The sequence below is a fragment of the Bordetella petrii genome (genome assembly GCF_000067205.1).
Classification (GTDB): domain Bacteria; phylum Pseudomonadota; class Gammaproteobacteria; order Burkholderiales; family Burkholderiaceae_B; genus Bordetella_A; species Bordetella_A petrii.
In genome coordinates, this window is record NC_010170.1 from 32666 (window position 1) to 50885 (window position 18220).

Consider the following 18220-nt stretch of genomic DNA (forward strand, 5'->3'; position numbering starts at 1 on the left):
CCCCGGACGGCTGTTCCGCCCTGCCCGCAACCCGGCGCACACGGAGGAATCGATGTCGTATGAGCTGAAAGACCTGCGCCTGTTCAAGGCCATTTTGCAGGCGGGCAATTTGTCCGCCGGCGCGGCCATGATGCACATGACGGCGCCTTCGGCCAGCTACCGCCTGAAGAACCTGGAGTATGCGGCTGGCAGCCCGCTGTTCGTGCGATCCGCCCGGGGCATGAGCCTGACGCCGGCCGGCGAGGCGTTGGCGCGCCATGTCGACATCGTGCTGGACGACTTGCAGGCAATGCAGACCGAAGTCAGCGCCTATGCGCGCAACCTGAAGGGCAGCGTGCGTCTGCTGGCCAACAGTAGTTCGCTCAATGGCTTCATCATTCCCAGCCTGGCGCGCTTCCTGATTTCAAACGCGCATATCGACGTCAACCTGAAAGAGCAGGACAGCCTGTCCATCGCGGGCAAGATCCAGCGCGGCGAGGCTGATATCGGTATCTGCGCGGGCAAGGTCGACGACGCAGACCTGCGTTGCGAGCTCTATGCCATCGACCGCCTCGTCTGCGCGGCTCCCGCCGACCATGCATTGGCGCAGCGCGCCAGCGTCGCCTACGCGGAGGTGCTGGCGCACGGGCAGGTGTGCATGGACCGGGCCAGCAGCAATTTCCATTTCGTGCAGACGCAGGCCGAGCGGCTGGGCAAGTCTGTCAGTGTGCGCGTGCATGCGCACGATTTCAGTTCGGTGCTGTACCTGGTGAGCGCCGGCGTGGGGGTGGCGGTCGTGCCGGCCAGCGTTGCCGAACCGCTGGCGCGCGAGGGCGCGATTATGGCCATTGCCTTGCAGGATGGCTGGGCCTTGCGCGACCTGCACCTGGTCACGCGGCAGGATGCCGAACCTTCGGGCCTGGTGCGCCAGTTCGCCGAAGTGCTGCTGCACGACCCGCAAGTGGTCGCGGCCCGCACCGGGAAGAACTGGCGGGAGTGAGATAACCGTGGGTCCGCATCGGTGCCTGACACCGAGGTTGAGGGCAGTCGTTGCCCACGTCGGTGTCTGACACCCTTCGGGAGTCAGACACCTGATCGGGCGGAGTCAGATGCCTGGTCTGTCAAAGTCAGATGCCTGGTCTCTGGGAGTCGGGCGCTTGGCGTGCGAAGATCAGGGGCTTGGCCAGGGGTCAGGCTCCGCAGGTGCCTGACCCCGAGGTGGTGAGGCAGCCGTTGCCTGCTTCGGTGTCTGACACCCTTCGGGAGTCAGACACCTGATCGGTCAGAGTCAGACACCTGATCGGGCGGAGTCAGATGCCTGGTCTGTGAGAGTCGGGCACTTGGCGTGCGAAGATCAGGTGCTTGGCCAGGGGTCAGGCTCCGCAGGTGCCTGACCCCGTGGTGGTGAGGCAGCCGTTGCCTGCTTCGGTGTCTGACACCCTTCGGGAGTCAGACACCTGATCGGTCAGAGTCAGATGCCTGGTCTGTGGAAATCAGGCACCTGGCGTGGCTGCTCAGTCGTGCTTGATCGAGATGGTCTTGAGCACGGTGAAACCGTACAGCGCTTCGAAGCCCTTCTCGCGGCCGTGGCCGCTGGCCTTGACGCCGCCGAACGGCAGTTCGATGCCGCCGCCCGCGCCGTAGTTGTTGATGAACACCTGGCCGCTGCGCACCTTGCGCGCGATGCGCAGCTGGCGGGCGCCGTCGCGCGTCCAGACGCTGGCGGCCAGGCCGTATTCGGTGGCGTTGGCAATGCGCACCGCGTCGGCTTCGTCGTCGAACGGGATGGCCGCCAGCACCGGACCGAACACTTCTTCCTGGGCCAGGCGGTGGTCGACCGGCACGTTGTCGAGCAGCGTGGGCGCCTGGTAGTAGCCTTCAGCGGGCGCGCCGTCGGCGATCTTGCCTTGCGCGGCGGTGGCGATGCCGTCTTGTGCGGCGGCTTTCAGGAAGTTCTGCACGCGTTCTTGCTGCGTCTTGCGGATCAGCGGCCCGCAGTCCAGGTCCATGGTGGCGGGGCCGGCGCGCAGGGCCGAGAAGGCCTGCGACAGGCGCTCAAGCACGCGGTCGTAGGCGCTGCGTTCGACCAGCAGGCGGCTGCCGGCCGAGCAGGTCTGGCCGGCGTTCTGTACGATGGCGTTGACGGCCACCGGCACCAGCGCGTCCAGGTCGGCGTCGCCGAACACGATCTGCGGCGACTTGCCGCCCAGTTCCAGCGTGACCGGCACGTGGCGCTCGGCCGCCACCTGGGTGACCAGCACACCGATGCGCGGCGAGCCGGTGAACGAGATGTGGTCGATGCCCGGGTGCCGCGTCAGCGCGTCGCCGGCCTCGTGGCCGTAGCCAGTGACGATATTGATGGCGCCCGGTGGGAAACCCACTTCGGCCGCCAATTCGGCCAGCCGCAGCAGCGACAGGCAGGCGTCTTCGGCCGGCTTGACCACGCAGGCGTTGCCGGCGGCCAGCGCGCCGCCCACGCTGCGCCCGAAGATCTGCAGTGGGTAGTTCCAGGGCACGACGTGCCCGGTGACGCCGTGCGGCTCGCGCAGCGTCAGCACGGTGTAGCCATTCTGGTAAGGCAGCGTTTCGCCGTGCAGCTTGTCGGCCGCGCCGCCGTAGTATTCGAAGTACCGCGCCACCGCCGTGACGTCGGCGCGGGCCTGCTTGGTGGGCTTGCCGCAGTCGCGCGATTCGATGTCGGTGAGTTCGTCGGCGCAATCCAGGATCTTGACCGACAGCTTCAGCATCAGGCGGCCGCGCTCGGCCGCGGTCAGCCGGCCCCAGGCGCCTTCGTCGTAGGCGCGCCGCGCGGCTTGCACGGCCAGGTCGATATCGGTCGCGTTGCCGCGCGCAATACTGTCGTACTGCTGTCCGGTGGACGGGTCCAGCACCGGAATGGATTCGCCCGAGGAACCGGGAACTGCGCGATTGTCGATGAAATGCTGCTTCATGCCGATGAACCTCTGGAGTGTCGTTGCATCATGGTAGGCAGGCTGTTCGGCCCGGCGTCTGGGCCCGGCGCTAGAACAGGATGGACAGGCCTCCGTCTACGGCCAGCACCTGGCCATTGACATACGAGGCTGCCGGCGAGGCCAGGAATACGGCGGCGCCGGCGATTTCTTCGGGCCGGCCCCAGCGGCCCATGGGGTTGCGGGCCGCCATCGGGTCGTGCACCGCGGGGTCGGCCACGTAGGCCGCGTTGGTTTCGGTGGCGAAAGTGCCGGGCGCGATGGCATTGCTGGTAATGCCCAAGGGGCCGAATTCGGCCGCCAGCGCGCGCATCATGCCGGTAAGGCCCTGTTTGGCGGCCGGGTAGACGGCGTCGCCCGCCCGCGCCAGCTCGCCGGCCACCGACGTGATGGCGATCAGGCGGCCCGAGCCCTGGCGCACCATGCGCTCGGCGGCCAGCTTGGCCAGCAGCATGCCGGCCACCAGGTCGGTGTCGATGAGCGCGCGGATCTCGGCCGGCGAAATGGCCTGCAGGGTTTTGCGATTGCGCGCCCCGACGTTGTTGACCAGGACGTCCAGGCGGCCGTGCTCGGCGTCAATGCGCGCGTAGGCGCGGCTCATGGCCTCGTCGTCGCTGACGTCGAAGGCCAGGGCCGAGGCCGCCAACCCGTCGTTGCGCAGCATGGCGACGGTGCTCTGCACCGACTCGGCATTGCGGCCATTGATGAGCACATGCGCGCCGCAACCGGCCAGCGCCCGCGCGATGCACAGCCCCAGGCCGCGCGCCGAGCCGGTGACCAGCGCCACCTGGCCCGCCAGCGAGAACTGCTGCAGGTAGGCTTGGGTGGGCGGGACGGCGGTCATGGCGAGCGGCTTCAGGCGCTTTTCTTGGCGGGCGCCTTCTTCGCGGCGGTTTTCCTGGGCGCGGCCTTCTTGGCCGCGGTTTTGGATGCCGCTTTGGTTGCCGTCTTGGTGGCGGTTTTGGTGGCGGTCTTGGATGCTGTCTTGGCGGGCGCGCGGCCCGTCTTGGCGGCGCGCGGCTCGAACTCGAAGCCCACCTTGCCGTCCGGCTGGCGCACCAGGAAGGCCTTGAACTTGCGGTTGGTGCGGCTGGAGACGAAACCGTCGAGCAGGTCGGTGCGGCCGTCGGTGAGCAGCTTGTGCATCTGCTCGCGCGAGATTTCCTGCTGCAGGATGATCTTGCCTGAGCGGAAGTCGCAGGTCTTGTCGGGGCCGACCGATTTTTCGCAGACGTAGCTCAGGCCATGCTCGAACACGCGCGAGCTGCACTTGGGGCAGGCGCCCACCGGCGTGTGGCCGGAAAAATCGACCGGTTCGCTGTCGTCATCGTCGTTCTGGCCGAAATCGAATTCCAGCTTGTATTCGTCGCTGATCCGCAGAATGGCGGCGAACGGCCGGCCCATCTTGCTGATGAAGCCCTGCAGGGGGCCGATTTCGCGCTTGGCCAGCAGTTCTTCGACTTCAGGCAGTTCGAAGGTGCGCCCGCCCGGATGCTTGCCGATGGAGAAGTCGCACTGGGTGCAGGCATAGCGCCGGTAGTTTTCCTTGACCACCCCGCCGCACTTGGGGCAGGGCGTTTGCAGGGTGGCGTAGTCGCCGGGCACCGTGTCGCGCTCGTATTCTTTCGCGCGCTTGACGATGACCTGGGTCATCTGGGCGATCTCGCGCATGAAGGCTTCGCGGTCCAGCCCTCCTTGCTCGATCTGCTTGAGCTTGTGTTCCCATTCGCCGGTGAGTTCGGGCGAAGTGAGTTCGGTGACGTCCAGGCCCGACAGCAGTGTCATGAGCTGGCGCGCCTTGGCGGTGGGCACCAGGTCGCGCCCTTCGCGGCGCAGGTAGCCTTCGCCCAGCAGGCCCTCGATGATGCCGGCGCGGGTGGCCGGCGTGCCCAGGCCGCGCTCGGACATGGCTTCGCGCAGTTCTTCGTCGTCGACCAGCTTGCCGGCGCCTTCCATGGCGGACAGCAGCGTGGCTTCGTTGTAGCGGGCCGGCGGCTTGGTGGACAGGCCCACGGCCTCGACGTCTTCGGTGCGCACGGTTTCGTTGTCGGCCACCGGCACCAGGTTGGCGTCTTCGCCCTGGGCTTCCTTGCCATAAACGGCCAGCCAGCCCGGCGCTACCAGCACCTTGCCGTCGGTCTTGAAGCGGTGCCCCTGCACTTCGGTGATGCGGGTGGTGACGCGGTATTCGGCGGCCGGGAAAAACACCGCCAGGAAGCGCTTGAGCACCAGGTCGTACAGCTTGGCCTCGGCTTCGCTCAGGTCGTGCGGGATCTGCAGGGTGGGAATGATGGCGAAGTGGTCCGACACCTTCTTGTTGTCGAAGATGCGGCGGTTGGGCTTGACCCAGCTCTGCGCCACAATGGTGTCGGCATGGCGCGAGAGCTGTCCCACGGCATTGGAGCCGCCCTTGGCCAGGGCCTGCATGGTGTCGCGCACGGTGCCCAGGTAGTCTTCGGGCAGGTAGCGCGAATCGGTACGCGGATAGGTCAGCGCCTTGTGGCGTTCGTACAGGGTCTGGGCCAGCGCCAGGGTGGTCTTGGCCGAGAAACCGAAGCGGCCGTTGGCGTCGCGCTGCAGCGAGGTGAGGTCGTACAGGGCCGGCGACATCTGGGTCGACGGCTTGGATTCTTCGGTGACGCTGCCCGGCTGTTCGCGGCAGGCGGCCACCACGCTTTGCGCAGCCGCCTGCGACCAAAGGCGCGATTCGCGCTTTTCGGGGTCGCGCTCGTCTTTCTTGAAGTCGGGGTCGATCCAGCGGCCCTGGTACAGGCCCGCGGCGGCCACGAACGTGGCGTGCACTTCCCAGTAGTCGCGCGGCACGAAGGCGCGGATGCGTTCTTCGCGCTCGAACACGATGGCCAGCGTGGGCGTCTGCACGCGGCCCACGGGGGTCTTGAAGAAGCCGCCGTCTTTGCTGTTGAAGGCGGTCATGGCGCGCGTGCCGTTGATGCCCACCAGCCAGTCGGCCTCGGCGCGCGAGCGGGCCGCGGCTTCCAGGGGCTTGAGCTGGGCGTCGTCGCGCAGGTTCGAGAAGGCTTCGCGGATGGCGGCCTGCGTCATGGATTGCAGCCACAGGCGCTTGATGGGTTTCTTCACGCCCGCGTACTGGATGATGTAGCGGAAGATCAGTTCGCCTTCGCGTCCGGCGTCACAGGCATTGATGAGCGCGTCGACGTCTTTGCGCTTGGCCAGCTTGACCAGCAGCTTCAGGCGTTCGGCCGAGCGCTTGTCGGCGGGGCCGAGCGCGAATTCGGGCGGAATGACCGGCAGGTGCGCGAAGCTCCATTTGCCCTTGACGGGATCGTTGGGCGCGACAAGACCGAGCAAATGCCCGATACTGGAAGCGAGCACGTAACGTTCGCTTTCAAAATAGTCGCCCTCGCGCGCGAAGCCTCCGAGGGCGCGTGATATATCAAGGGCTACCGAGGGCTTCTCGGCAATAATCAGCGTTTTGCTCATGGGTATCCAGTGGCGGTAGACCCGCCGGTGTAGCGCGGATGATACGAGGGGAGATTCGCCGCATGCAAGTCGGGCCTACAGGACACGCGGGATCGGAACTGCACGCTTGGCGGCAATTTCTGGCCCGCGGCACCCTATGGTTGGGCGTCTGGCTGCTGGGCAGCGCCGTCATCTGCTGGGTGGCCGCCAACTGGCAAGACATGTCCAAGTTCCAGCGCTTCGCCGGGGCGCAGGCGCTGCTGGCGGTGTGCGTGCTGGCTGCCGCATGGGCCGGCTGGCGCCTGCGCGCGGCCACCGGGGCGCGCCGCCATGCCCCGGGGGCGTTGCTGGCGCTGGCCGGGTTGCTGCTGGGCGCCCTGCTCGCCCTGCTGGGCCAAACATACCAGACCGGCGCCGATACCTGGGAACTGTTCGCCTGGTGGGCAGCGCTGCTGCTGCCGTGGGCGCTGGTGGCGGCCAGCCAGGCGGTGTGGCTGCTGTGGGTGGTGGTTGTCAATGTGGCGGCGCTGCTCTATCTAGGAGCCTTCGGGGGCCTGTTCTGGTGGGCCATCGGCCCCGGCCTGCCCACCTTGCTGCTGGCGGCCCTGAACCTGTTGCTGCTGGCCGCCTGGGAATGCGCCGCCTGGCGCTGGCGGGCCGGCACCCGGGTCGGGCCGCGCGTACTGGCGGCCCTGATCATCGGCACCTTGGTGCTGGCGCTGACGTTCGGCGATTCCGTGTTGCGCGGGCTGGGTTCGATCACCGGCGCGGCCTGGGTGGCGGTAACGCTGGGCCTGGGGTACTACTATCAACGCGCCCGCCGCGACCTGCTCATCCTGGCCATGCTGGCCGCCGGCGCCATTTGCGTGTCGATGCGTCTGGCGGGCGAATGGCTGCTTAACCTTGAGCCCGGCGTGTGGGCCATTTTGCCGCTGGCCGGCCTGCTCATGGCCGAGGCGGTCTGGGCCGCGCGCTGGCTGCGCAGGCTGGCGGCCGAGCTGCCCGCGGGCCGCGCGCTGGCCGATGCCGAGCCGGCCGGCGCGTCGGCCGGCAACGCCGTGGCGCCGGCCGATCCCGGCACGCCCGTGGCCGGCTTGGCCGACCCCGACGCCGAGCCGCAATTGGGCCCGGCCTGGTATGTGCAGGGCCTGCTGGGCCTGAGCGCCTGGCTGGCCACTTTGTTGCTGCTGTTGTTCCTGGCGGTGTCGGGCCTGGTCCAGACCCAGCAGGGGGCCATGGTGATGGGCCTGGTGCTGTGCGCGGCGGCGGTGGCCGTGCTGCGCACCGACGCCGGGCCGTTCTGGCGGCAATGCGCCACGGCCATGGGTTTCGCCGGGCAGATACTGGTGGCGTTCGGCTTGTCGCAGTCGGCGTCGTTGTCCAGCGCCTGCGCCTTTGTGCTGCTGCTGGGCGTGGCGGTGTACGCCCTGGCGCCCGACGCGCTGCTGCGCTTCCTGAGCGCCTGGATGATCGCCCTGGCGCTGGCTGGGCTCATCTGGCTGGGCCTGGTGCCTGGGCTGATGAACGACGGCCTGCTCGACATGTGGCTCGATTTCGACACGGTGCGCGCTACGTTCGTCTGGTTGCCGGTGGCGGTGGCCGGCGCCTGGACGGCCGCCGCGGCGTTCTGCGTGGGCCACCGGCTGGCCCGCACTCGGCCCAATGTGCTGCTGCCCCTGGCCTGGGCCTTCGTGCTGGCCGTGCAGGGCATGGTCTGGATGGCGGGCGGCGTGTCGCTGACGCAGTTGCCGGTGATCTGGCAGCTGAACCCGGTAACGGCCCTGCTGACCGTCGCGGCGGTGCTGTTGCCGGTTGCCTGCGCCCTGGCGGTGTTGTGGCCGCGCCGGCGGCTGCTGACTGCCGGCGTGCTGTGGGGCGTTCCGTTGGGCCTGCTGGCCCTGGCGCTGTGCTGGCTGCCCAGCCCGGGCATCGCTTTTGCGCTGGCCTGGATGCTGCTGGGCTTTGGCCTGAACCGCTCGCGCCTGACGATATTTGGCGGCCTGAGCCTGCTGGCGTACCTGGTGGTTTATTACTATCAATTGCAGGTGCCGCTGCTCGACAAGGCCCTGTGGCTGGGCGGCGCCGCGTTGCTGATGTTCTTCCTGCGCGCCCTGGTGTGGCTGGTGCCGCGCCTGATGCGCACCGCCGAACAGCCATCCGCCGCCATGACGGGCCCGGCGCCGGCGGCGCTGCGCTGGCGCACGGCGGTGGTGCTGGGCGGGCTGGCGCTGGTGCTGGCCGTGGTCAATGGCGCCATCTGGCAGCGCGAGGCGGTGCTGGCCAATGGGCGTATCGCCATCCTGGAGCTGGCGCCGGTCGATCCGCGTTCGCTGATGCAGGGCGATTACATGGCCCTGCGGTTCGCCGCCGGCAACGAGGTCATGCAGCGCCTGGCGGCCGACCCCGAGGCCGCGCCGGTGCCCGATGGCTACGTGGTGCTGGTGCCCGACGGCGACGGCGTGGCGCGGGTTGCGCGCATCCAGGCCAGCGCGCAGCCGCATGCCAGCCAGGAAATTGCCCTGCGCTACCGCATGCGGTCCGGCCAGGTGCGTATTGTCACCAACGCGTATTTCTTCCCGGAGGGGCAGGCGGACCGCTATGCAGCGGCGCGCTATGGCGAAGTGCGGGTCGGCGAAGACGGCACGGGGCTGCTGGTGCGCATGCTGGGTGCTGACCGGCAGCCGTTGTAGCGGGGCGAGCGGCGTCCCTACTAGGGGGGGCGTGTTTTGATTTTGCAGGGGGTGGATACGGCTGTGCCGTTTAGTGCGCGGTCTGGCGGCATCCGGCTGGGCGGGACGGGTGAATGCATATGTCGTTTACGGCCGAAGCGCGTCAAGCCCGAGCAAGTCAGGTGTCTGATTTCGCAGGCGTCAGACACCGTTGCGTGCTGCGGCTGCTGCCCTCGGGCGGTGTCAGGCACCCTGGCGGGAGCCTGACACCTGTGCGAGAGGCTCACTTATGCCAGGTGCCTGACTCCGCAGATACCGTCTTGGCAGTCAAGCGGGTAACGCGTAATCGCTGCGATAAGGGGTGCGGTTTTTAAGCACGCCGAAGCATAAGTGAGCGAGCTTGCGCATGGCGGCGCCGAGAGCAGCCATCTTGCTCTTGCCGGCGGCCAGCAGGCGGGCATAGAGCGCCTGTATGTGGGGGTTATGGCGCACAGCCACGACCGCGGCCATGTACAGGGTGGCCCGCACCCGAGCCGGCCCGGTCTTGGACAGCCGAGGCCGGCCGTTCAGGCTGGTGCCGGACTGGCGCTGTACGGGCACCAGGCCCAGATAGGCCGCCAACGCCTGCGGCGATTCAATGCGCCGGTTATGCATGATCGACAGCAACGCGTTGCCGGTCTGTGGGCCGACCGCCGGGATGCTGGTCAGCAGGTCCCGGTCCTCTTTCAGGTCGGGATGGCGGTCGATATGGTCGTTGATCGCGCGCTCCAGACGCTTGATCTGCTCGGTCAGGAACGCCACGCTTTTGTCGATCGAGCCGGTGACCGGCTCGGGCGACTGGCCGAACTGGGCCTTCTCCTGCCGGTTGAGCTCACGCTGCAGATCCTTGGCCAGCGCCTCGTGCCGGGCCAGCAGCGCGCGCAGTTGCCGCGCGTGCAGCGGCGCCGGCTGCCAGGCCGGCGGGCACAGCGCCTGGCCATAGCGGGCCAGCACGTAGCTGTCGAGCTCATCGTTCTTGGTGCGCACCGCCAGCGCACCGGCAAAATCGCGCGCCTGCGCCGGATTGATCATCGAGACCGTGGCCCCCGCCTCATGCAACGCGGTGCCCGCCTGCTCGTGGTACGGCCCGGTCGGCTCGAGCACCACGTGCAACTGCTCGGGCTGCGCGCCTTGCTTGGCGCACCAGCCTAACAGCGCCTGAATCCCGGCCACCGTATTAGCCACCACCTTGGTCTTGCGCTTATCGCCCTCGGCGCCGACCAGCGCGCAGTTGAGCTTGGCCTTTGAGACGTCAATTCCCAGAAAAAACATCGACTTGGACTCCTAGTAAAATGGCCCCCAAGCCCACTGCGCCCACTTGCCTTGTTCATGCAGGGTCACTATGCCCTAGGCTACCGTCCAGCATCCAGTCGGCTCTCAGAGGCGCGAATCCGGGGCCTAATCTGCGTCACAAAGTCCAGGCTTTCCGTGTCAGAACAAACTCACCGGATCCGCTAGTAGCGATAGCTAATCACTACCGCGCTCAAGATACAAGGGTGTCAGACACCGCGGCGTGGTGCGGCAGGCGAGATCGGAGAGGGTGAATGCAATACGCCGCCTACGGCCCGAAGCGGGTGGCCCAGCGGGCGGTGGCCTGGGTCAGGAAGGCGGCGGGCGTGTCGGCGGGACACGGCGGGAATTCCAGGGCCTGCCAGGCCTGCGCCAGCATGGCCAGGGGCTGGGTGGTGTCCAGCGGCGGCGCGCTGTTCTGCTTCGACAGTTTCAGGCCGGTGGCGGGGTCGGTGATCAGTGGCACGTGCATGACGCGCGGCGCGGGAAAACCCAGCAGCCGCGCCAGCACGCGCTGGCGCGCGGTGGAGCTGAGCAGGTCGGCGCCGCGCACGATGTCGGTGACGCCCTGTTCGGCGTCGTCTACCACGACGGCCAACTGGTACGCCCACAGGCCGTCGGCGCGGCGTAGCGCGAAGTCGCCCACCGCTTGGGCCACGTCTTGCTGCTGGGGGCCCAACCAGCGATCGGTGAAGGTTTCCATGCCGGCCGGCACGCGCAGGCGCCATGCGCGCGCCTGGCGGCCCGGCGGCAGACCATGGCGGCAGGTGCCTGGGTATGGCCGCTCGCCGTCGGCGCCGGGGGCCGCGCCGCGCAACGACGAATCGGCGATCTCGCGCCGGGTACAGCCGCAGCCATATACCAGCCCGCGCGCGGCCAGCGCGTCGAAGGCGCGCTGGTAGGCCGGGCCGCGCTGCGATTGCCACAGGATGTCGCCATCCCAGTGCAGTTGCAGCGCGCGCAGTTGATCCATGATGATGCCGGCCGCGCCGGGCACGGTGCGCGGGGTGTCGACGTCCTCGATGCGCAGCAGCCAGCGTCCGCCATGCGCGCGGGCGTCGAGCCAGCTGGCCAGGGCGGCTACTAATGAGCCCAGGTGCAGTGGCCCGCTAGGGCTGGGGGCAAAACGGCCGACGTAGCTCACGGCTCAGTGGAGCCGGCGCGCACCGTCGTCGTCGAGCAGTTCTTCGAGAACCAGGTTGTCGATCTCGGCTTCCTGGCTCCAGAGGACCATCAGGGCGATGATCTTGGTCTTGGCCAGCGACACCGGGGTTTCGGGGGCGGCCAGGGCACGGTCGATGACGATTTCGCGCAGGGGCGCGGGCAGTACGCCAGCTGATTCGAGGAAGGCGATGAAACCGATGGATTCGGTGCCGAGCTGCTGGTATTCGGAGTCGGTGTAGATGCGGATGCCGGAACTGGGCGCCTGGGCGAGATCGACGCAGCGTTCGGTGGTTTCGGCCAGGCCGTAGAGCCAGCCCAGCGCGTCGTCGATGTCTTCGTGCTCGAAGCCTGCCGCCGCGAGGCGCTTGGCGAGAACGTCAGCCGCGGGACAGGCTTGCGGCGTATAGTAGTTTTCGAACAGATAAACGAGGATGTCGAACATATGGCGCAGTGATTGTGCCAGTTTGCCCAGTCGGCCCGCAGATCGGCAAACCAGCAAACATGCATTTAACTGTACGCTGAATCGTCATCCGGGGCAAACGAGGTTGCCCCGGGTTGGCGATATACAACGGATCGCGCCACGGCTTGCCGGCGTGGCGCGGTGATCCGTCCCCATAGGGGTGAGGCGCCCCCTTTTTCAGGCCGCCGGCAGGGTTTTTTCCGCCTTGAATTGCGTTAGTTGGCGGATGAACACGGGAATGCAGACTGCCAGGCCGACCAGGCCGGAGCCCAGCCCGGGGATGATGGTCAGCAGCGCCCCCACCACGCACACCCACCGTTCCCAGGGTTTCAGCGTGACCAGCAGGTAGCGCGACAGTGCCGCCGACAGCAGCACCAGGCCGATCATGCAGCCCAGCAGGGTGAGGAAGAAGGCGTACCACGAGAAGCCCTGCACCGAGATCAGCAGCGATGGCGAGAACACGAATACAAACGGCACGATCAGCTTGGTGATGCCCAGCCGGAAGGCCGTGTTGCCGGTCTTGAACGGGTCGCTGCCCGCCATGCCGGCGGCGGCATAGGCCGCCAGCGCGACCGGTGGCGTGATGTCGGCCAGGATGCCGAAATAGAACACGAAGAAGTGCGCCGCGATCGGCTGCACGCCCAGCTGCACCAGCGTGGGCGCCGCCACGGCCACCATGATCAGGTAGTTGGCGGTGGTGGGAATGCCGCAGCCCATCAGAATGCACACGATGCCGGTCATGACCAGCGCCGCGATCAGGGTCAGGGTCTGCGTGTTGGCGATGATGTCCGGTATGACGGCGCCCACGCCGCCGGCAATGGCCTGCGCCGCGCTGATGACGATATACGAGACCTTGAAGCCCACGCCGGTCAGCGTGACCACGCCGATCACCAGGCCTACGGTGCCGGCCGCCGCGCCCACGGCCAGCGCATACTTGGCGCCGGTTTCGAACGAGTCGTACAGGTCGCGCAGCTTCAGGCGCTGGTACGGGTTGAGCAGGCCCACCAGGATGCAGCCGGTGATGCCGGTGAACGCCGCCAGGTAGGGGGTGCGGCCGCTGGCCAGCACGGCGATCAGTCCCACCAGCGGCAGCAGCGTGGGCCAGCGGCGCTTGAACGAGTCGCGCAGGTTGGGCATTTCGTCGGCGCGCAGGCCGCGCAGCCCTTCGCGCTTGGCCTCGAAGTGCACCTGCATGAACATGCCGAAGAAATACAGGAAGGCCGGGAAGATGCCCGCCACGATGATCTGCTGGTACGGGATGTCCAGGAATTCGATCATGAGGAAGGCGGCGGCGCCCATGATGGGCGGGGTGATCTGGCCGCCGGTGCTCGATGCGGCTTCGACGCCGGCCGCGAAGTGGCGCGGGTAGCCGATGCGGATCATGGCGGGAATGGTCAGCGATCCGACCGTGACCGCGTTGGCCACCGACGAGCCCGACAGCATGCCGAACATGGCCGAGCCGAACACCGACACCTTGGCGGGGCCGCCCGCGTACCGGCCAGCCAGGGTCGAGGCCACATCCAGGAACAGTTGCCCCAGACCGATGCGGCTGGCCAGCACGCCGAACAGCACGAAGTGGAATACATAGGTGGCCACCACGCCCACGGCCACCCCGTAGATGCCCTGGCTGGTCAGGTACATGTGGTTGACGATCTGCGGCCAGCTGTTGCCTGCGTGCTTGAGCAGGCCCGGGAAGATGGGGCCGAAGGCGGCGTAGGCCAGGAACACCAACGCGATGATGGGCAGCGGCCAGCCCATGGCGCGCCGCGTACCTTCCAGCAGGCCCACGATCAGGATCGTGCCCATGAACACGTCAAGCGGCAGGGGGTTGCCGACACGGAAGGCCAGGTCTTCGAAAATGTACGGGATATACAGCACGCTGAAGGCCAGCGCGATGGCGATGATCCAGTCGTACAGCGGCACGCCGCCCGGCGCCAGGAAGGTGGAGCGCGGCTCGCGCTGGTAATGCGCCTTGCTGAAGCCGAACACCAGGAAGATCAGGCTAAGCACGAATGCCAGGTGCACGCCGCGGTGCGTGGCCTCGCGCAGCAGGCCGAAGCCCGCGGTGTAGTAGTGAAATAGCGACAGCGACACCAGCAGGATCGAAACGATCCAGGTGGCGGTCTTGGCCAGGGGGCGGAAGCGGATTTCGGAATCGAATTTTTCCGCCAGTTTCTGGGTTTGTTCGTGATCGATTTCCATTGCTGGCCTTATCGGAAATACAGTGCGCGGAAATGCAGTGCGCCGGGCAGTGCCCGGCGCGTCGTGCGCATGCGGCGCGTGGTTCGTGTCATTGGTTCATGTCGCGCCGCGGGGAACGCTTCCATGGAACCGCCGCGCCGAATGAAGCAGGTGCTGCTCAATCGGGGACGCCGCGGATCCGGCCTCGCCGGTCCGCCAGCGTCGCCCTCTTGAGGGCCAAGCGCGTGGCGCTTCGGGGGCGGGTCACAGCAACCCGGCTTCTTTGTAGAATTTCTCGGCGCCCGGGTGGAACGGGATGCCGGCGCCCTTGACGGCGTTTTCTTTGGTGATCAGCTTGCCCTTGGCGTGGCCGTTGTCCAGCACCTTGCGGGTGGCGTCGCTGTACAGCGCCTTGGTGATGTCATAGACCGTCTGTTCCGACAGCTTGGTGGATGTGACCATTTGCGCGTTCACCGAGATGGTCTTCACTTCGCCGATGCCTTGGTACATGCCGGCGGCAATGGTGTCGGGCGTGAAGAACTCCTGCTGGCTGCGCAGCTTGTCGATTTCGGGGCCCACGATGGGCACCAGCTCGATGCCCGCGCCGCTGGAAGCCAGTTCGGCAATGGCGCCGGCCGGGGCGCCGCCCACGAAGAAGAAGGCGTCCAGGCCGCCATCTTTGAGCTTGTCGCCAGCCTGGTTGGGCTTCAGGTATTCGGCGTCGATGTCTTTGTCGGTCATGCCGAAGGCGCCCAGGATCAGGCGCACGTCGACCAGGGTGCCCGAACCGGGTTCGTCCATGGACACGCGCTTGCCGCGCAGGTCGGCCACCGACTTGATGCCCGCCCCCTTGCGCGCCACCAGGTGAATGCTTTCCGGGTACAGGGTGGCGATCAGGCGCAGGTTTTCGGCCTTGGGCTTGCCGTCGAAGGTGCCGGTGCCGGTAAAGGCCCAGTACGCCACGTCGGATTGCGTGAAGCCGGCTTCCAGCGAACCGCCCAGAATGCCGTTGATGTTGGCCACCGAGCCGTTCGAGGCGACCGCCGTGGCGATGAGCTTGCCGGGCTGCGAGATGGCGTTGGCGATCATGCCGCCCACCGGGTAATAGGTGCCGGCCGTGCCGCCGGTGCCGATGCGGAAGAATTGCTGTGCGTGGGCGGGGCCGACAGCGCCGGCCACGGCCAGCGCCACGGTCAGGGTCTTGATCCAGTTCTTGAAGGACATGAGAGCTTCTCCAGGTACGGCGCTGTTGGTTTATTTACGCCGCTTGCGAACCCTGAATTTTGTCACGCGCCGACATCGCCGCCTGCCTAGGGTTTGCCTGGGGATACACTACGTTTTTCCGTGTGCCGCCCCGGCCCCTGGCGGCCGGCATGTTCGTACGAAAAGGAAGCGCGCATCCATGGCCAACCCCCCCGCCGCATCGGTTCCGGCCCTGCCTCCCGCAGCCGCGCCCGGCGATCCGCTAGCGCGGGTCGATACACCCAGCCTGGTGCTGGATCTGGACGCGTTCGAATCGAACCTGCGCCAGATGCAGGCCTGGGCCGACCGGCACGGCGTGGCCTTGCGTCCGCACGCCAAGGCGCACAAGTGTCCCGAGATCGCGCGCCGCCAGCTGGCGCTGGGCGCGCGCGGCATCTGCTGCCAGAAAGTCAGCGAGGCGCTGCCGTTCGTGGCGGCCGGCATTGACGACGTGCACATCAGCAACGAAGTGGTCGGCGCCGCCAAGCTGGCGCTGCTGGCGCAACTGGCCCGCGCGGCGCGCGTCAGCGTCTGCGTGGACGACGCCGGTAACCTGGCCGACATCTCGGCCGCCATGGCGCGGGCGCAGGCCCAGGTCGAGGTGCTGGTCGAGCTGGATGTGGGCCAGGGCCGCTGCGGCGTGCCCGATGCGGCGGCGGCCGTGGCCCTGGCGCGCCAGGCGCAGGCGCTGCCCGGCGTGACCTTCGGCGGGCTGCAGGCCTATCACGGGTCGGTGCAGCACGTGCGCGGCCATGCCGAACGCGCCGCGGTGGCGGCCCGCGCGGCGCAGGCGGCGGCCGAGTGCGCGCGCCAGCTGCGCGCCGCGGGCATTCCCTGCGACCGCATTACCGGCGCGGGCACGGGCAGCGCCGAGTTCGATGCCGCCAGCGGCGTGTATACCGAAATGCAGGCCGGTTCGTACGCGTTCATGGACGGCGATTACGGGGCCAACGCCTGGTCCGGTCCGTTGGCTTTCCGCCACAGCCTGTTCTTGCTGGCCACGGTCATGAGCATGCCGGCCCCCGGGCGGGCCGTGGTCGACGCCGGCCTGAAATCCACCACGATCGAATGCGGGCTGCCGCAAGTGGCCGGCGGCGCCGGGCTGCAGTATGCCGCTGCCAACGATGAGCACGGCGTGCTGAAAGTGGCCGCCGACGCGGCGCTGCGCCTGGGCGACACGCTGCTGCTGATTCCCGCGCATGTCGACCCGACCTTCAACCTGCACGACAGCCTGGTGGCCTACCGCGACGGCGTGGTCGAGGGCGTGTGGGATATCTCTGCCCGCGGGCTCAGCCGATGACCGGGCCGGCGCGCCGCGCCGGCCCGCCAGCCGCACCGATACGGTGCTAAATTCTTTGTTTTCCTCCCCTTGTTTTTCCCATTCCGTAGGAACCGCCATGGAATTCAGCCAGTTCAACGTCAACGCCCTGATGGAGATCACCTCCCGCCCGGACCTGGTGTTCGTGCGAGGCCAGGGCTCCTGGCTGGAAGACCATGCCGGCAAGCGATATCTCGACTTCGTGCAAGGCTGGGCCGTGAACACGCTGGGCCATTGCGCGCCCGAAATGAAGCGCGCCTTGGTGGAACAGGCCGACAAGCTGATGAACCCCTCGCCGGCGTTCTATAACCAGCCGTCTATCGACCTGTCGCTGCGCCTGACCGGCGCGTCGTGCTTTGACCGGGTGTTCTTCGCCAATAGCGGGGCCGAGGCCAACGAAGGCGCCATCAAGCTGGCGCGCAAGTGGGGCCGGGTCAAGCGCAACGGCGCCTACAAGATCATCACCATGAACCACGGCTTTCACGGCCGCACCCTGGCCACCATGTCAGCCTCGGGCAAGCCGGGCTGGGACACGATGTACGCGCCGCAGGTCGAGGGCTTTCCCAAGGCCGAGCTCAACGATCTGGATTCGGTGCGCGCGCTCATCGACGCCCAGACCGTGGCCATCATGCTCGAACCCGTGCAAGGCGAATCCGGCGTGATTCCGGCCACCCCGGAATTCATGAAGGGCCTGCGCCAACTGGCCGACGAGCACCAACTGCTGCTGATCGTCGACGAAGTGCAGACCGGCATGGGCCGCACCGGCTCGCTGTTCGCTTACCAGCAGTTCGACGTTGTGCCCGACATCATGACGCTGGCCAAGGGCATCGGCGGCGGCGTGCCGCTGGCCGCGCTGCTGGCGCGCCAGGAAGTCTGCGTGTTCGCCCATGGCGACCAGGGCGGCACCTACAACGGCAACCCCCTGATGACCGCGGTGGGCGTGGCGGTATTCGACACCTTGGCCGCGCCCGGCTTTATGGACACGGTGCGCGCCCGCGCACAGCAGCTGTCCGAAGGCCTGCTGGCGCTGTCGGCCAAATGGGGCATGGGCGGCGAGCGCGGCATGGGCTTGCTGCGCGCGCTGATCCTCGACCGCGAAGACGGTCCGGCCGTCGTCGAGGCCGCCCGCAAGCTCGAGCCTCAGGGCCTGCTGCTGAACGCGCCGCGCGGCAACCTGCTGCGCTTCATGCCGGCGCTGAACGTCAGCGAACAGGAAATCGCACAAATGCTGTCGCAGCTCGACGGCGTGATCGGCGCGCTGCGCAAGAGCTGAGCCACAGGTGGCCGGGTGTCAGGCTCCGAAGGCGCCTGACGTCGAAGAACGCACACACTTGCGCGGGTCGTGCGGTGTCTGACACCCTCCGGGAGTCAGACACCTGGTCAGTTCGTCGCGGGAACCAGGCTCTTGGTCAGATCTTTGCGGGAATCAACGCTTGGTCGGGTGTCAGGCTCCGGCAGGTGCCTGACA

Annotated in this window: 12 protein-coding genes; 4 read left to right on the top strand and 8 right to left on the bottom strand. The window is 67.6% G+C overall.

Annotated features, from left to right (window positions below; genetic code table 11):
• The first annotated feature begins 52 nt into the window (after positions 1–52).
• On the top strand, positions 53–979 hold the full coding sequence (locus BPET_RS00155; protein WP_041863328.1) for a LysR family transcriptional regulator: 927 nt from the start codon (positions 53–55) through the stop codon (positions 977–979).
• 514 nt (positions 980–1493) lie between these two features.
• Here BPET_RS00155 and BPET_RS00160 read toward each other — a convergent pair.
• The 3 genes from BPET_RS00160 to BPET_RS00170 form a co-directional block, all read right to left on the bottom strand.
• Positions 1494–2930, bottom strand: coding sequence for an aldehyde dehydrogenase family protein (locus tag BPET_RS00160; protein ID WP_012247061.1), 1437 nt, complete (start codon positions 2928–2930; stop codon positions 1494–1496).
• Between the two features lie 70 nt (positions 2931–3000).
• The gene (locus BPET_RS00165) at positions 3001–3792 is read right to left on the bottom strand and encodes an SDR family oxidoreductase (protein WP_012247062.1); all 792 of its coding nucleotides are present in this window, start codon (positions 3790–3792) and stop codon (positions 3001–3003) included.
• Between the two features lie 11 nt (positions 3793–3803).
• Positions 3804–6410: a DNA topoisomerase III gene (locus tag BPET_RS00170; RefSeq protein WP_012247063.1), complete on the bottom strand. Its 2607-nt coding sequence runs from the start codon at positions 6408–6410 to the stop codon at positions 3804–3806.
• Positions 6411–6472: 62 nt separating this feature from the next.
• Here BPET_RS00170 and BPET_RS00175 point away from each other — a divergent pair, with 62 nt between their 5' ends.
• Entirely contained in the window at positions 6473–9079 is a 2607-nt protein-coding gene (locus tag BPET_RS00175; protein WP_012247064.1) for a GDYXXLXY domain-containing protein, read from the top strand.
• A gap of 306 nt (positions 9080–9385) precedes the next feature.
• On the opposite strand, the gene BPET_RS00180 is transcribed toward BPET_RS00175, so the two are convergent.
• The 5 genes from BPET_RS00180 to BPET_RS00200 form a co-directional block, all read right to left on the bottom strand.
• Positions 9386–10369, bottom strand: a complete 984-nt coding sequence (locus BPET_RS00180; RefSeq protein ID WP_012247065.1) for an IS110 family RNA-guided transposase — start codon at positions 10367–10369, stop codon at positions 9386–9388.
• Positions 10370–10655: 286 nt separating this feature from the next.
• Entirely contained in the window at positions 10656–11531 is an 876-nt protein-coding gene (gene gluQRS, locus BPET_RS00185; protein WP_012247066.1) for a tRNA glutamyl-Q(34) synthetase GluQRS, read from the bottom strand.
• A gap of 3 nt (positions 11532–11534) precedes the next feature.
• On the bottom strand, positions 11535–11993 hold the full coding sequence (locus BPET_RS00190; protein ID WP_012247067.1) for a DUF494 family protein: 459 nt from the start codon (positions 11991–11993) through the stop codon (positions 11535–11537).
• 195 nt (positions 11994–12188) lie between these two features.
• Positions 12189–14213, bottom strand: a complete 2025-nt coding sequence (locus BPET_RS00195; RefSeq protein WP_012247068.1) for a TRAP transporter permease — start codon at positions 14211–14213, stop codon at positions 12189–12191.
• Positions 14214–14456: 243 nt separating this feature from the next.
• The gene (locus BPET_RS00200; RefSeq protein WP_012247069.1) at positions 14457–15416 is read right to left on the bottom strand and encodes a TAXI family TRAP transporter solute-binding subunit; all 960 of its coding nucleotides are present in this window, start codon (positions 15414–15416) and stop codon (positions 14457–14459) included.
• Between the two features lie 178 nt (positions 15417–15594).
• On the opposite strand from BPET_RS00200, the gene BPET_RS00205 reads away from it, so the two are divergent.
• Together BPET_RS00205 and BPET_RS00210 are read left to right on the top strand one after the other, a co-directional pair.
• Complete coding sequence (locus tag BPET_RS00205; protein ID WP_012247070.1) at positions 15595–16734, top strand: DSD1 family PLP-dependent enzyme; 1140 nt, start codon at positions 15595–15597, stop codon at positions 16732–16734.
• 97 nt (positions 16735–16831) lie between these two features.
• Positions 16832–18025: an acetylornithine transaminase gene (locus tag BPET_RS00210; protein WP_012247071.1), complete on the top strand. Its 1194-nt coding sequence runs from the start codon at positions 16832–16834 to the stop codon at positions 18023–18025.
• Positions 18026–18220: the final 195 nt, after the last annotated feature.